This window comes from Kitasatospora sp. NPDC057015 (assembly GCF_042673745.1).
Lineage (GTDB): Bacteria > Actinomycetota > Actinomycetes > Streptomycetales > Streptomycetaceae > Kitasatospora.
In genome coordinates, this window is record NZ_JBHUSG010000004.1 from 23347 (window position 1) to 37710 (window position 14364).

The 14364-nt window shown below is 75.0% G+C and carries 11 protein-coding genes; 5 read left to right on the forward strand and 6 right to left on the reverse strand.

The genetic code is table 11. The features are described from left to right. From ACFTWP_RS04970 to ACFTWP_RS04980, 3 genes are all read right to left on the reverse strand, one after another. Positions 1-714, reverse strand: a 714-nt coding sequence (locus ACFTWP_RS04970; RefSeq protein ID WP_380262785.1) for a DedA family protein, incomplete at its 3' end; no start/stop codon positions are given. A 273-nt stretch (positions 715-987) separates the two neighbouring features. After that, on the reverse strand, positions 988-3351 hold the full coding sequence (locus ACFTWP_RS04975) for a hypothetical protein (RefSeq protein ID WP_380262787.1): 2364 nt from the start codon (positions 3349-3351) through the stop codon (positions 988-990). A 267-nt stretch (positions 3352-3618) separates the two neighbouring features. Beyond that, positions 3619-5601, reverse strand: a complete 1983-nt coding sequence (locus ACFTWP_RS04980; protein ID WP_380262789.1) for an ATP-binding protein — start codon at positions 5599-5601, stop codon at positions 3619-3621. A 382-nt stretch (positions 5602-5983) separates the two neighbouring features. Here ACFTWP_RS04980 and ACFTWP_RS04985 point away from each other — a divergent pair, with 382 nt between their 5' ends. Continuing rightward, positions 5984-6301 (forward strand): hypothetical protein, encoded by a 318-nt coding sequence (locus tag ACFTWP_RS04985; RefSeq protein ID WP_380262791.1) that lies wholly within the window; start codon positions 5984-5986, stop codon positions 6299-6301. A gap of 108 nt (positions 6302-6409) precedes the next feature. On the opposite strand, the gene ACFTWP_RS04990 is transcribed toward ACFTWP_RS04985, so the two are convergent. After that, the gene (locus tag ACFTWP_RS04990) at positions 6410-7582 is read right to left on the reverse strand and encodes a TetR/AcrR family transcriptional regulator (RefSeq protein ID WP_380262793.1); all 1173 of its coding nucleotides are present in this window, start codon (positions 7580-7582) and stop codon (positions 6410-6412) included. 293 nt (positions 7583-7875) lie between these two features. On the opposite strand from ACFTWP_RS04990, the gene ACFTWP_RS04995 reads away from it, so the two are divergent. Both ACFTWP_RS04995 and ACFTWP_RS05000 read left to right on the forward strand, forming a co-directional pair. Next, positions 7876-9033 carry an acyl-CoA dehydrogenase family protein gene (locus tag ACFTWP_RS04995; protein WP_380262795.1) on the forward strand — a complete coding sequence of 386 codons (1158 nt, stop codon included), beginning with the start codon at positions 7876-7878 and terminating at the stop codon, positions 9031-9033. Positions 9034-9134: 101 nt separating this feature from the next. Beyond that, positions 9135-10820, forward strand: a complete 1686-nt coding sequence (locus ACFTWP_RS05000; protein WP_380262797.1) for a class I adenylate-forming enzyme family protein — start codon at positions 9135-9137, stop codon at positions 10818-10820. 97 nt (positions 10821-10917) lie between these two features. Here ACFTWP_RS05000 and ACFTWP_RS05005 read toward each other — a convergent pair whose 3' ends face one another. Continuing rightward, positions 10918-11181 (reverse strand): hypothetical protein, encoded by a 264-nt coding sequence (locus tag ACFTWP_RS05005; RefSeq protein WP_380262799.1) that lies wholly within the window; start codon positions 11179-11181, stop codon positions 10918-10920. A 203-nt stretch (positions 11182-11384) separates the two neighbouring features. On the opposite strand from ACFTWP_RS05005, the gene ACFTWP_RS05010 reads away from it, so the two are divergent. Beyond that, positions 11385-11702, forward strand: a complete 318-nt coding sequence (locus ACFTWP_RS05010) for a cupin (protein ID WP_380262801.1) — start codon at positions 11385-11387, stop codon at positions 11700-11702. A gap of 51 nt (positions 11703-11753) precedes the next feature. Here the strand turns inward: ACFTWP_RS05010 and ACFTWP_RS05015 are convergent, their stop codons facing one another. Then, positions 11754-12347 carry a TetR/AcrR family transcriptional regulator gene (locus tag ACFTWP_RS05015; protein WP_380262803.1) on the reverse strand — a complete coding sequence of 198 codons (594 nt, stop codon included), beginning with the start codon at positions 12345-12347 and terminating at the stop codon, positions 11754-11756. 135 nt (positions 12348-12482) lie between these two features. Between ACFTWP_RS05015 and ACFTWP_RS05020 the strand changes: the two genes are divergently transcribed. After that, positions 12483-14039, forward strand: a complete 1557-nt coding sequence (locus ACFTWP_RS05020; protein WP_380262805.1) for an MFS transporter — start codon at positions 12483-12485, stop codon at positions 14037-14039. The last annotated feature ends 325 nt before the right edge of the window (positions 14040-14364 follow it).

The following is a 14364-nucleotide window of genomic DNA, read 5'->3' on the forward strand; positions in this document are numbered from 1 at the left end:
GCGGCGGCCCGCTCCTTTTTTTATACCCCCCGGGGGGCGGCGGCCCCCCCCCGCCCCCGGGGGGCCGGCGGGCGGCCCCGGGGGGCCCCGCCCGGCGACGCGGCGGGCGCGGAGCAGCTCGATCGCGACCGGCACCGCGGAGACCAGCACGATGGCGATCAGGATCGGTTCGATGTTGTCCCTGACGAAGGCGATCTGTCCGAGGAAGTAGCCGAGCACGGTGACGCCCGCGCCCCAGAGCACGCCGCCGATGACGTTGAAGAGCACGAAGGAGCGGTAGTTCATCCGGCTCACCCCGGCGATGACCGGGGTGAAGGTCCGCACGATCGGCACGAACCTGGCCAGCACGATCGCCTTGGGCCCGTGCCGTTCGAAGAACGCGGCGGCCTTCTCCACGTTCTCCTGCTGGAACAGCCGGGAGTCGGGCCGCCTGAACAGGCCGGGGCCGACCTTCCGGCCGAAGAGGTACCCGACCTGGTCGCCGGCCACCGCGGCGGCCACCACCAGCACGCAGACCAGCCAGAGCGGCTGCTGCAGGTACGTGCCGCCGGCCACCAGCATGCCGGTGGTGAAGAGCAGCGAGTCGCCGGGCAGGAAGAAGCCGATCAGCAGGCCCGACTCGGCGAACACGATGGCGAGGATCCCGACCAGCCCGAAGGTGGAGATCAGGGTGGTCGGGTCGAGCCAGGACGGGCCGAGGGCAAGGCTGGTCACGGTGGCGGCACTCCTGAAAGGTCGACGCTTGGCAATGAAAGAGTAAAGCATTTGCCAAGTACCGGGGCGTGCGCCCGGGACGGCCCGTCAGATCACCGGCGGCGACGGGGTTCACGGGATTCGCGGGAGAGTCGGGACGGCGAGGGAGTTCGTGGACGAACCTCAGGGGCCGGCGACGCTACTCGAACGGGCCCGCGCCCACCCGGCCCGGCGTACGCCGCCGGGCCGGAGGGCACGCCGCAGGCCCGGGCGGTGCGGCCCGGGCCTGCGGGCTCAGAGGCCGTAGCGCTCGACGATCTCCTGGTGGCGGGCGGTGTCCGCGCCGGCCGCCTTCGCCAGGTCCACCCAGGCGAGCGGGTGCTTCCAGCGCTTCGTCAGCCGCTGCAGCAGGGCGTCCGCCTCGGCCGCCCGGGCGGTGGGCGGGACGCCGACGGCCGCGTAGATGCCGGGGAGCATCTCGTCCGCGTCCTTCGGGTCGGTGACGGCGTACTCGTCGGAGCTGTAGGCCCACACGCCGTACCCGGCCTCGGCGAGGGCCCGCCGGAACGCCGTCCACTTCCGGTCGCCCGGCCAGGCGCCGTCGATCCAGTAGGTGGTGAAGCCCGCCGGGTCCAGCAGGGTGAGCAGGCGGAAGACCGGCCGCCAGCGCTCCCGGACCTGCTCCGGCGCGTCCTCGCCGGGCGGCGGATCCAGCAGCGCCGGGGCGAAGACCACCACGTCGCCGTGGTTGAGGGCCAGGTCGTCCCCGAGCACGGGCAGCAGGCGGGCGGTGGCCGGCCCGGTGCGCACCGCCGGGAGGTCGGCGGTGGCGCCGTTGGTCCGGGTGGCCCGGACGGTGACGAGCTGCCACTCCTCGTCCACCGGGCCGTCCGGCCGGTCGAACTCGATGCCGATCCGGGCCCCGGCCGAACGCACGGCGGCCCAGTCGCGGTTGGCGGTGGCCGCGGTGATCAGGTGCCAGAGGTCGGGCTCCTGGACGGTGCGGTGCTGCTCCTCGGGCGCGGTGCCCTCGGCGGGCAGCGCGTGCAGCAGGATCTCCTCGTACAGCCGCTGCGCCCGCGCGTGGTCGCCGAGCTCGGTGGCGGCGGCCGCGGCCAGCCGCCGGGTGTTGATCCGGGTGGGCTCCTCGGCCAGCAGGGCGGCGCAGTGCTCGCCGACCTCGGCCCAGCGGCTCTCGGCGGCGGCCCAGCGGGCCCTCGTCCAGTGCGCGTCGGCGGGGCTGGTGGCCATCAGCCGGTCCGCGAGGCGGCGCACTCCGTCGCCGTCCCCGGCGTCGATCAGGACGGCGCCGAGCAGACCGGTGAGCTGCTCGTGGCCCGGATCCTGCTCCAGCCGCTCCCAGAGCAGGTCGGCGGCGGCCCGGGTGTGGCCGAGCCCGCCGAGCAGCCCGGCGAGGTGCAGGACGAGGTCGGTGGCCTCGGCCGGGTGCCCCCGGTGCCGGCTCCGGGCGGCCGCGACCAGGTCGACGTCGGTCTCGGGCGATCCCGCCCCCTCGCGGGCGGCGAGCAGGGCGACCAGCTCACCGGGCGGCACCGGAAGCTCCGGCTCGGGCAGGGCCTCGGCGTCCGCCCGCAGCGCCGCGACCTGCTCGGCCACGCCCTCGGTGCGGCGCAGCCGGGTGAGCTTGCGCTCCCCGGTGGCGGCGAGGGTCAGGGCCACCGTCCGGGCGCCCCGACCGAGGGCGAGCCGGCCGGCCGCCAGCAGCAGGTCCAGGCAGGGGCGGTGGGCGCCGGCGGCGTCGAGGTAGCCGACCCAGCCGGTGACGGCGACGCCGAGTTCGGCGGTGTTCGGGTGGGCGCCGGCGGCGACCAGGGTCTCGACCGTGGTGACCCAGGCCGGCCGCAGGTCCGCGTGCTGTTCGGCCTCGGCGAGCGGTGGCAGCAGGGCGAGGGCCTCGCCGGTACGGCCGAGCCGGGCCAGCGCCCTGGCCCGGAGCAGGGCTCCCCAGCGGCGGTCGCTGTCGTCGAGTTCGCGACCGCGGGCCCGTTCGCGGCTCTCCGCGCCGTCCAGCAGCGCGAGGACCTCCTCGTCCCGGCCGAGCAGGTGCAGGGTGCCGGCCCGGGAGTGGTGGAAGTGCAGCGACAGCCGCTGGCCCGCGGCCTGCATCCGGGCGCCGGCGGTGTCGAGGTGGGTGAGCGCCTCCTCGGGCCGGCCGTCGTCCTCCAACGCGTCGGAGTACTCGCGGGAGAGGCAGTCGAAGCAGGCCCGGGCGGGCTCGATCCGCTCCAGGGTCTCGCCGAGGACGGCGAGCCGCTCGGGGACGTAGCCGGGGCCGTCGACCCGGGCGTGGCAGATCGCGAAGTCCTGCACCACGCAGACGGACTGCGGGCAGCCCTCGGTCTGCTCGCGGTGGGCGAACTCCAGCAGGTCCACGGCCTCCGGGAGTGCCTGCTCGCCCTGGTGGCGCTTGTTCAGCAGGTTCTGCATCCGCCAGTGCCGCAGGTAGACCTCGACCCAGGGCAGCTCCAGGGCCCGCGCGGCGGCCAGCGCCTCGGGGAACACCGCGTCGAGCTGCTCGTTGCGGCCCTCGTTGGCGTGGCCGGGGAGTTCGTAGATGGCCTCGGCCAGCCGGTGGTGGCCGGCTTCGGCCAGCTGCTGGTGGGTGTCGTGGACCCAGGCCCAGATGTCGGTGCTCATGCGTTCTCCCCCTGCGGGCGGTACTGGGCGCGGCGGACGGACGCGCTGCTGGTCAACGGGCTGTTGGTGAACGGGCTGCAGGTCAACGGGGTACAGGTCAACGGGGTGCTGCTCAACGGGGTGCTGCTGACGGGCGCGCGGCCGGTGCCGGCACCGGCGCACGACCGGGCGGCGGGCGCACGACCGGGCGGCGGGCGCACGACCGGGCGGCGGGCGCACGACCGGGCGGCGTGCGGACGGCCCGGGCCACGGGCCGGCGGATCGGGCTCAGGCTCCGGCCCCCTGCTCCGGTCCGGTGTCCGCGCCGTCCGACCGGGTGTCCGGCGGACCGTCAGGCAGGGTGTCCGGCGGACCGTCAGGCAGGGTGTCCGGCACCGTCGGCAGGCCGGGCGGCAGAGCCGCCGTCAGGGCCGAGACCGCGGTGCCGATCCCGGCCAGTGCCGCGGTCAGGTCGCCGGCGGGCGAGCCGGCGGAGGGGCCGGCCGCCGCGGCCATGATCACCTTGAGCGATCGCAGCAGCCCGGCCGCCGTGGCGGCGCCGGTGTGCCCGGTGCGGTAGGCGGCGAGCAGGTCCTGCACGGCGGGCGCGGCCAGGTTGAGGTAGAGCCTGGCCCTGACCTCGCCGTCGGTGCGCGCGGTGAAGGCGCGGGCCAGCCGCAGGGCAGCGGACGGGATCCGGGCGTCCGCCCGGTCGTCCTCGATCCGGGCCTTGAGCTCGGCCTCCCGGTCGGGGACGAGGACGAGCGGCAGGCCGGGCGGCTCGAAGCGGGCCGGGACGAGTTGCTCGCCCTCGTCGGCGAGGGCCGCCGCCAGCCAGGCGCTCTCCTCGGCCGGCAGCGGGCGCTCGGGGTCGCGGAACAGCTCGCGGTTGCCGTCCGCGCTGCCGAGTTCGACGATCCGGCAGTCCCGCAGCTGGGCGTAGCGGCGCAGGAAGGGCAGCACCGCGTAGCGGTCGCCGCGCGCGATCGGCACCCGCATCGCGCGGTACAGCATCTCCTCGAAGCCGCCGCCGCTGCCCAGGGCGATGTGCACCGCGCCGCCGCCCGCCGCCCGCAGCGCACCGGCGGTCAGGTCGCCCTGCGAGGTGGGCACGGGGACGTCGTCGGCGAGCAGCGTGAACAGGCGGTCGTCGCAGAGCGCGGCGCCGAGCAGGTCCTGGCCGTGCCGAGCGAGGATCCGGCGCCAGGCGGCGGGCCGGAGCCGGGCGGTCTCGTACAGTCCGTCGACGATGGCGTCGGTGAGGGCCCGCTGCAGGGCCCGGTAGTGCCCGTCGCGCTGGAGGTCCTCGCGGCTCGCCGTGGGGGTGAGCAGGTTGGACTCGACGACGCCGCCGATGAAGCCGGCCCAACCGGGCAGCAGGTCGCGGGCGTCGTCGGAGAGCAGCATGCCGCGCAGGTACACCGCGAGGTCGCGGTTGTCGCTGCTGCCGTAGGTGCCGCCGTCCTGCACCCAGAGCAGGCCGACCGCGTCGGTGTCGGCGCCCGCCGGGGTGAGCGGGAAGGCGGTGAGCGGCTCGAAGCGGCGGCCGAAGGCGGCGGCGAAGCGCATCCGGGCTTCGTGGCGGTCGCCCTCGGCGGGCCCCCGCCAGGGCACCGGCACGTCGTTGACCGGCCGCTCGTCGTCCCCGACGAAGACCGGGATGGGCAGCAGCACGCAGTAGCGGGTGAGCACCTCGCGCAGCGCGTGCTCGTCCGCCAGGTGGGCGTGCTCGGTCTTGAGGGTGAGCTCGACGGCGCTGCCGGGGGTGGCGCGGGCGGCGACCGGCTCGACGCTGTACTGCTCGCCGCCCCGGCTGCGGTAGCGGTGGCCGAGGCCGGGCTCGCGGTGCGAGGTGGTGGTGACGGTGACCTCGTCGGCGATCGAGAAGGCCGACAGGAAGCCGAGGCCGAACGCGCCGATCAGCTCGTCGTTGCCGGTGACCTCGCGCAGCAGCCGGGTGTAGCCGGTGCCGACGGTGGCGAGGTAGGCGTGGATCTCCGGCTCGGTCAGGCCGGCGCCGGTGTCCTCGATGCCGACGGTGCGCCGGGCCGCGTCGCCACGCACCCGGATCAGCGGGGTGTGGCCGCCGTCCGGGTCCTCCAGCCGGCGCCTGGTGTGCGAGTCGTGGGCGTTCTGGACGAGTTCGCGCAGCGCGACCAGCGGTGTGGAGTAGAGGTGCGTGGCGAGGACGCTCACCAGACCGCCGAGGTCGACCTCGGTCGTACGCAGATCCTCGACGGGCGCGGGGTCGGGGCGGTGGCCTTCAGACATGAGGCCCCAGTGTGCCAGTACGACTATCGCCCGGACCATTGCTTATTCGGCGGACCGTCCGGACCGGACCCTTCGTCAGCTCGGAACGGACGCGGCGCCGCCCGGGCCGCCCGCCACTTCGCCCGCATCGACGTCGAGCCCGGCCTTCCGTCCCGAACGAGCCTGCGCCCGAAGGAGGTTCACCGATCGACCGCGTCCCGGGAGATCACCCGAGGGTTCTCCGTTTATTCCGCCTTTGTGACACCATCGGGCGAATTGTGCTCCATTCGGTGGATCCCCACCGGGCCCTGGTGAATGCTGGTCGGGCGACGCCAGGCAACGGCGCACCCGGGGCGGCCACTCCGGAGGCGCCACTTCTCGCACCGACCTCCAGGAGACCATCGTGTCCCGCATTCGCGCAGTCGCCGCCGTCACCGCCCTCGGGGCGTTCCTCCTCGCGGGCATCGGCACCGCCCAGGCCGACAACGGCGCGGGTTCCGCGCTCGACTCGAACAGCAGCGTCGTCAGCAACGTGGGGTCCGGCAACATCGTCGGCGGCGTCCTCGGCAACGCCAACGGCTCGCAGCAGTCGGCCACCGGCTCCGGCGGCGCCAACCAGAACAACTCCGCCGGGGTGGCCGGGAACGCCGGCGACGTCGGCGCCCTCCAGGGCAACGGCAACCTCTCGGCCAAGGTCTACTACCCCTTCGTCCTGTACTAGCCGGCCGAGGCCGCGCCCGGGCTTCGCGGCCCGCGCGCGGCCGGCCCCGGGCCGGGCGGCCGCCCCACCAGCGCGGGGGCGGGCGCCCGGCCCGCCGGCCTGCCGGCCTCAGAGGCCGAGGACGGCCCGGCTCATCCGCTCCAGGCAGTCCGCGAGATCCGCTCTGGCACTGTGCGGCCGGTTCCGGACCCCGTCGTTGACCAGGGCGAACATCGAGTGCACCCGGATCCTGGCCTCCGCGTCGTCGTACTCGGGGCGCAGCTGCCGCAGCAGTCCGACCCAGGTCCGCAGGAAGTCCCGGCGGAAGTCCAGGGCCGCCCGGCGGTCGGCCGGAGCCAGGCGTTCGGTCTCGCCGACCATCGCCCCCAGGTAGTGCCCGTGCCGCCGGGCGAAGTCGATGTACGCCCGCAGGCCGGCCTCCAGCGCCGCGCCCTCGGCGGCGCCGGCGGCGAGGGCGGCCTCCACCTCGTGCCAGAGCCGCTCGCGACTGCGGACCAGCGCGGCGGCCAGCAGGGCCGCCTTGCTGTCGAAGTGGTGGTAGACGCTGGGCCCCGACATCCCCACCGCGGCTCCGAGCCGGTCGGTGCTCACGTTGTCGAAGCCGCGCTCGTGGAACAGCCGGACGGCGGCCGAGAGCAGCTCCTCGCGGCGCTGCCCGGCGCCGGGGGGCGCCACCGACGCGGTCACCGGCGGCCGGGGCCGGGCGCCGTCGAAGGAGACCGCCAGCAGGGCGGCGCCGATGTCCCGCAGCAGCCGCTCGAACCGGCGGCGGGGCGGCGCGAAGGTGTGGTTGGACAGCCCGCCGTACACCGAGAGCGCCGACCAGCAGAGCAGTTCGACGTCGACGGGCGGCAGGTCGGGCCGGTCGGCGCCCAGGGCGGCGGCCATCAGCCGGACGGCGGCGCGCAGTTCGCGGCGCAGCCCGGCGCGCCAGGCGGGCGGGAGCAGCCGGGCGTCCCGCTGCCAGAGGGTGCCGAGCGGGCGTTGGTCGATCGCGGTGGAGGCGAGCGCCGCGCAGAGTTCGTCCGTTCCGCCGACCGGGGCCAGGGCGGCGGCGAGGGCGTCGAGGCCGGATCCGACGACCTGGCGCAGGAGTTCCGGCTTTCCGCGGAAGTGCCGGTAGAGGGCCGGCGCGGTGATGCCGAGGCCCGCCGCGACCTCGGCCATCGAGACCTGGTGGTAGCCGCTGCGGTGGAACCGGTCCGCGGCCAGCGCGAGGATCTGCGCGCGGCGTCCGGCCGGCCGGCGCCCGCCGCCGGGGCGCTCCCTGCGCGTCTCCACCGCCGTATCCTCCGCTCGCCCCCCGCGCGGCCGAACCCGCGCCCGCCGTCCGTTGCCCGCGCCCGCCGGCCCGCCCCAGGTGCGGGGCACCCCGCGGTACACCGGCCGGCAGCCTAGCAAGGATTCACTTGACGCCGGATCGTCCCAGGTGAGCCGTCCTTGGACGGCCTGCCGGAAACCCCGGCGAGAGCTCTGGACAGTGGAAGCTACCCGCGATTAACTTGTGCCGCGATCCTCCTGGCCGCCGCGCGCGCCAGGCCCCCCGCTGGAGCACCACCGAAGGGAGCGCCACCGTGCGCCGCACCGTGTTCAACGAGGACCACGAGGCCTTCCGGGAGACCATCCGGGACTTCATCGCGAAGGAGGTCGTCCCGGTCTACGAGAGCTGGGAGGCCGCGGGCCACCCGCCGCGCGACTTCTACCGCAAGCTCGGCGCGCTGGGCGTCTACGGCATCGAGGTCCCCGAGGAGTACGGCGGCGCCGGCGAGACGGGCTTCAAGTACCAGGCGGTGGTCAGCGAGGAGTGCGCCCGGGCGGGCGTGACCTTCGGCTCCTCCGGCGTGCACACCGGCCTGGTGCTGCCGTACCTGATGGAGTACGCCACCGAGGAGCAGAAGCTGCGCTGGCTGCCGGGCTTCGTCTCCGGCGACATCATGACGGCGATCGCGATGACCGAGCCGGGCGCCGGCTCCGACCTCGCCGGCATCACCACCACGGCCAGGCTGTCCGAGGACGGCACCCACTACGTGCTGAACGGCGCCAAGACCTTCATCACCGGCGGCGTGCTCGCCGACCTGGTGCTGGTGGTCTGCCGCACCGCGCCGCACGACCCGGCCGACCGCCGGGCGGGCCTGTCGATCCTGTGCGTGGACACCACCTCCGAGGGCTACGCGGTCGGCCGCAAGCTGCAGAAGATCGGCCTGCGCACCTCCGACACCGCCGAACTCTCCTTCACCGACGTCAAGGTGCCGGTCGCCGACCTGCTCGGCGAGGAGGGCAAGGCCTTCGCGTACCTGACCCACAACCTGGTGCAGGAGCGGCTGGCCATCGCGGTCGGCGCGTACGCCTCGGCCGCCGCGGCCGTGCAGTTCGCCGTCCGGTACGTGAAGGACCGCAAGGTGTTCGGCAAGGCGGTGGCCGAGTTCCAGAACACCAAGTTCACCCTGGCCGACTGCGAGGCCCAGGTGGTCGCCCAGCAGTCGATGGTCGACCGCGCCCTGGAGCTCTACCAGAACGGCGAGTTGACGGTCGCGGACGCCGCCGCCGCCAAGCTGTTCTGCACCGAGTCGGCCTCCGAGGTGATCGACAAGTGCCTCCAGTTGCACGGCGGTTACGGTTACATCCTGGAGTACCCGATCGCCCGGCTCTACACCGACAACCGGGTGTTCCGGATCTACGGCGGCACCAGCGAGGTCATGCGCACCATCATCGCCAAGTCGCTGGGCCTGTAGGCGCGTTCCGGCGGCGGGGCGGGGCGCCGGCCCCCGACCCCGCCGCCGGTCGCCCGCCCGCCGCCCGACCCCGGGCGGGACCCGCAGCATCCGAGGACGTCATGACGAGCGAATCGCTCCGCCTGGTCACCCGCGTGCAGGCGGCACTCCGCGCGCCCGGCATGCCCTTCGCCGTCACCACGGGCCCGGCCGGGCCGCGGTACACCGGCGGCCCGCGCACCCTGCGCGAGTTCCTGGACTCCACCCGCGCGCACGGCGAACGCCCCTTCCTGGCCGGCCCCGGCGGGACGCTCGACTACGCCGGGTTCCACGCCCGGGCCGCCGTGCTCGCCCGCCGCCTGCTCGGCGAGTACGGCCTGCGCCCCGGCGACCGGATGGTGATCGCGATGCGCAACCTGCCCGAGTGGCAGATCGCCTTCTGGGCCGGCCAGGCCGCCGGCCTGGTCACCGTCCTGCTCAACGCCTGGTGGCAGAGCGAGGAACTGGCGTACGCGCTGGACGACTGCGCACCCGCCCTGGTCGTGGCGGACGCCGAACGGGCCGACCGGATGCACCCCTGGTTCGCCCGCCGTACGGGGGCGGCGCCCCGGCTGCTGACCGTCGGCGACCGGGCCCGCCCCGGCGCCGAACGCTTCGAGGACCTGCCCGCGCCGACCGGCGCCCCGGCGCTGCCCGACGTCCCGCTCGACCCCGAGGGCGACGCCACCCTGATCTACACCTCGGGCACCACCGGGCGGCCGAAGGCGGTCGCGGCCACCGGTTCGGCCTGGTGCGCGGCCCTGCTCGGCCCGCGCTTCTTCGCCGCCAGCGCGGTGCTCTGCGCCGGCGGCGACCTCGCCGACGTCCGGCCGCAGACCACCCTGATGACCTATCCGTTCTTCCACGTGGCGGCCTTCAGCACCCTGCTGCCGCTGATGGGACACGGCGGCACGGCCGTCCTGATGCACCGGTGGGACCCGGTCGAGGCCCTGCGGCTGGTCGAGCGGCACCGGGTGACCACCTTCGTGGGGGTGCCCACCACGGCGCTCGGCCTGCTGGACGCCGCCGACCTGGCCGGGTCCGAGCTGCCCGCGCTGCGGGTGATCAGCACCGGTGGCGCGCCGGCCCCGCCCGCGCTCGCCGCCAGGATCACCGCCCGCTTCGCCGGCCGGGTCGAGGCGCGCAACGGCTACGGCCTCACCGAGACCTGCGGCGGCGTGCTCGCCAACCTCGGCGACCGCTACCGGGAGCACCCGGACAGCGTCGGCCGCCCCAACCCCGGTGTGGAGCTCCGGATCGCCGGCCCGGGCGGCGCGAGCGTGCCGGACGGCGAGGTCGGCGAACTGTGGCTGCGCGGCCAGCCGGTCTTCCGCGGCTACCGGGGCGATCCGGCGGCCACCGCGGCGGCGTTCAGCGACGGCTGGTTCCGCACCGGCGACCTCGCCAGGCTGAGGGACGGCGAGGTGTACGTCGTCGACCGCCTCAAGGACGTGGTGATCCGGGGCGGCGAGAACGTGTACTGCGTGGAGGTCGAGGGCGTGCTCTGCGACCACCCCGCGGTGGCGGACGCCGCGGTCGTCGGCGTACCGCACCCGCTGCTCGGCGAGGAGGTCGCCGCGGTGGTGGTGCTGCGCCCCGGCACCGCGGCCGACGAGCACGGGCTGCGCGGACACGTCGCCGGGCGGCTGGCCGCCTTCAAGGTGCCCGCCCACCTGGTGTTCCACCCCGGGCCGCTGCCCCGCAACCCCATCGGGAAGCTGCTGAAGCGGGCCCTGCGCGAGCAGCTCACGGCCCGGCCGCCCGGGTAGGTCGACGCGACGCGGGACGCCGCGAGGCCGCCGCGGCACGGTGGCCGGGGCGGCCCGAACGGCCGGCCCTCATCCGGACCGGACCGGCGCCCGACGGTCAGTTGGAGGAGTGCTGCTGCGTCCGCCAGACCTCCCAGCCCGCCAGTGACGCCGCCTTCGCGTCCTGGAGCTTGCGGGCCGCCAGCTCGGTGGGCGGGGTGTCCATCCGCTGCACGAAGCTGCGGCCGGCCGAGGCGAGGGCGACCCCCACCATCGCCGCGCCGGCCAGCCCGAGAACGGCTCCGACACCGGTGAGGACCGCGCCGCCGACCAGGAGGCCCCGGTTGACCTGGATTCCACTGAGGACATTCTGATTCGCCATGAGTCCACCATCGGGGAGGGTGCCCGACCCCGCACCCCGGGCGGCCCGGCGGTACTCCGACAGGGTTCCGCGACTCCCGGGAGGTGCCCCGCGGGCACCCGTCACCGTGCTCCGCCGACGGGTCGGCACGCCGGCCGGCCGGCGTGCGGAACGGGACGGGTCGGCCTTAGGGTCGCGAACGGGGCCCGTTCCAGGAGGACGCGATGGACGATCTCGTACAGCTCGCCGACGAACAGGCCGCCAAGGCCGCCGCCAGCACCCACGGGCGCAGCGCCCACCTGGTGATCCACGACGGGGTGCTGCGGCAGACCGTGATCGCGCTGACCGCCGGCACCGCCCTGGACGAGCACAACGCGCCGAGCGCCGCGAGCCTGCAGGTGCTGCGCGGGCGGGTGTCGCTGACCATCGCGGGCCGGCGCCTCGAACTGTCCACCGGTCAGCTGCACCCGATCCCGCAGGAGCGGCACGGGCTGCTGGCGCACGTGGACTCGGTCGTCCTGCTGACCGCCGTCACCAACTGACCCGGCGGACGGCGGAAGGGGCCCGAGGGCCTGCCGGCCCTCGGCTGGTCCTCAGGTCGCCGCGACCGGCCGGGGCACGCTGTCGTCGACCAGCCGCAGGCCGCGCAGCACGTCCCGGCCGGTGGGGGCCAGCTCCGGCGCGGCCAGCCACTGGGCCGCCAGACCGGCGAGCAGGGCCTGGTAGAACATGCCGCGGGCCAGCTCGGTCTCGTTGTCCAGTACTTCGGGCAGGCCCTGGAAGAGCGCGGCCAGCCCGAGCCGGCCCTCCTTCTGCACGGCGGCGAGCTGCTCCTTGAGTTCGGGGGCATGCTCGACCTGGGCGATCGCCTCGAACTGGGCGGCCCACAGGCCGCGGTGTTCGACGAAGGTCTCCAGGACGCCGTCCCAGACGGCGACGAACCGCTCCTCGGGGTCGTCGGTGCCGCCGTCCGCCCGCGCCACCGCACCGGCCAGCGCGCCGCCCCATTCACCGACCGCCTCGATCAGCGCCAGGTTGAGCAGCGACTCCTTGGAGCCGAAGTGGTAGCCGATGGCCGCCAGGCTGACCCCCGAGGCGGAGGCGATGTCCCGGGCGGTGGTGCGCCCGTAGCCCTTCTCGTACAGGCAGCGCTTGGCCCCGGCCAGCAGGTCTTCTCGATTTCCCATGGCTCGATGCTACGACAGCCCTGGACGGATGTCTTGCACATATGAACCAGACGTATGAGTAAGACATAAGAGCAAGACGATCGATCTAGACATACGTACTAGACAAACGTCTGACACGTTCGTACTGTCTTCCTCATGACCGCAACCCACGGCCTCGCCGGCCGCCGCGAATGGACGGGCCTCGCCGTCCTCCTGCTCCCCGTCCTGGTCCTGAGCATGGACATGGGCGTGCTCTTCTTCGCCGTCCCGTTCATCAGCACGAGCCTGGAGCCGAGTGGCACCCAGCAGCTGTGGATCATGGACATGTACTCGTTCCTGCTCGCCGGGTTCCTGATCACCATGGGCGCCCTGGGCGATCGGATCGGCCGCCGGCGACTGCTGATGATCGGCGCCGCGGGCTTCGCCGGGGCCTCGCTGCTCGCCGCCTACTCCGGCGGCGCGGACCAGCTGATCGCCGCCCGGGCCCTGCTCGGGATCACCGGGGCCACCGTGATGCCCTCGACCCTCGCGCTGATCCGCAACATGTTCCACGACCCGAAGCAGCGCCAGGTCGCGCTCGCCGCCTGGGGCGGGGTGCTCACCGCGGGCGCCACCCTCGGCCCGGTGGCCGGCGGTCTGGTGCTCGACCACTTCTGGTGGGGGTCGGCCTTCCTGGTCGCCATCCCCGTCATGGCCCTGGTCCTGCTCGTCGGCCCGTTCCTGCTCCCCGAGTACCGCGCCCCGCGGTCCGGCCGCTTCGACCTGCCCGGCGCCCTGCTGTCGATGGCCGCGATCCTCCCGATCGTCTACGGGATCAAGACCCTGGCGGTCGACGGCTGGAGCCTCCTGCCCGCCCTCGCCGTCCCGGCCGGGCTGCTGATCGGCGCCGCCTTCCTGCTGCGCCAGCGCACCGCCGCCCACCCGCTGATCGACCTCGGCCTGTTCCGCATCCGCACCTTCAGCGGCGCGATCACCGTCAACAGCGTCGCGATGTTCGCCATGATGGGCTTCGCCCTCTTCACCTCGCAGTACCTGCAACTGGTCAAGGGCATGAGCCCGCTGGCCGCCTCGCTCTGGTCCCTGGCCCCCAGCGTCGGCGTCGGTGCGGCCGTCGGCGTCTGCGGCGCGCTGGCCGGCAGGGTCCGCCCGGCCCACCTGATGGCCGGCGGGTTCCTGGTGGGCGCGGTCGGCTTCGGGATGATGACGCTGGTCGGCCCGCACTCCCCGCTCGCGCTGATCCTGGTCGCCGCCGGCGTGCTGGCCGCCGGCAGCGTCGGCACCATGACGCTCACCGCCGAGATGGTGGTCGCCGCCGCGCCGCCCGAGCAGGCCGGCGCCGCGTCCGCCACCTCGGAGACCGCGGTCGAGCTCGGCAGTTCGCTGGGCATCGCGCTGCTCGGCGCGGCCGGCGCCGCGGTCTACCAGGTCCGGTTGGACGGTCGGCTGCCCGCCGGGCTCGACGGCGACGCGGCGCAGGCCGCCCAGGACACGCTCGGCGGAGCGGTCGCGGTGGCCGGGCGGCTGCCGGGCCGGCTCGGCGGCGACCTGCTGGAGGCCACCCGGTCGGCGTTCACGGACGGGATGCACGTGGCCGCGGTGGTCGGGCTGGTCTTCCTGGTCGGCGCCTCGCTCGCGGCCTACCGGCTGATGAGGCACCTGCCGGTGCCGGCCGCCCCGGCCGCGACCGAGCAGCCCGAGCCGGCCGCCGTCTGAACGGCCGCCCCGGCGGCCCGCCCCACGCCGCGGCACCGGCCGGCGGGGCGGCAGGAGAGGCCGGCGGGCACGCGGGGCAACCGCAGCCACCGGCCCGACCGCCACCCGCCCGGGTGATCGCCCGGGGCCCCTCCCCCGCCGGTCACCGCGAGCCCCCTCCCGGCCGGGAGGGGGCTCGCGGTGCGATCGCGCCGCAGGTCGGCGGCGGTTTCACGGCACCGGACGGGCCGCCGGGAGGGTGCTCGGCACACCCCGCGAGTCCACTCCGACGGCTTCGGCTCTTTGACCACCGTTTCCCGGCCGGTGTATACGTTCGACGCCTTGG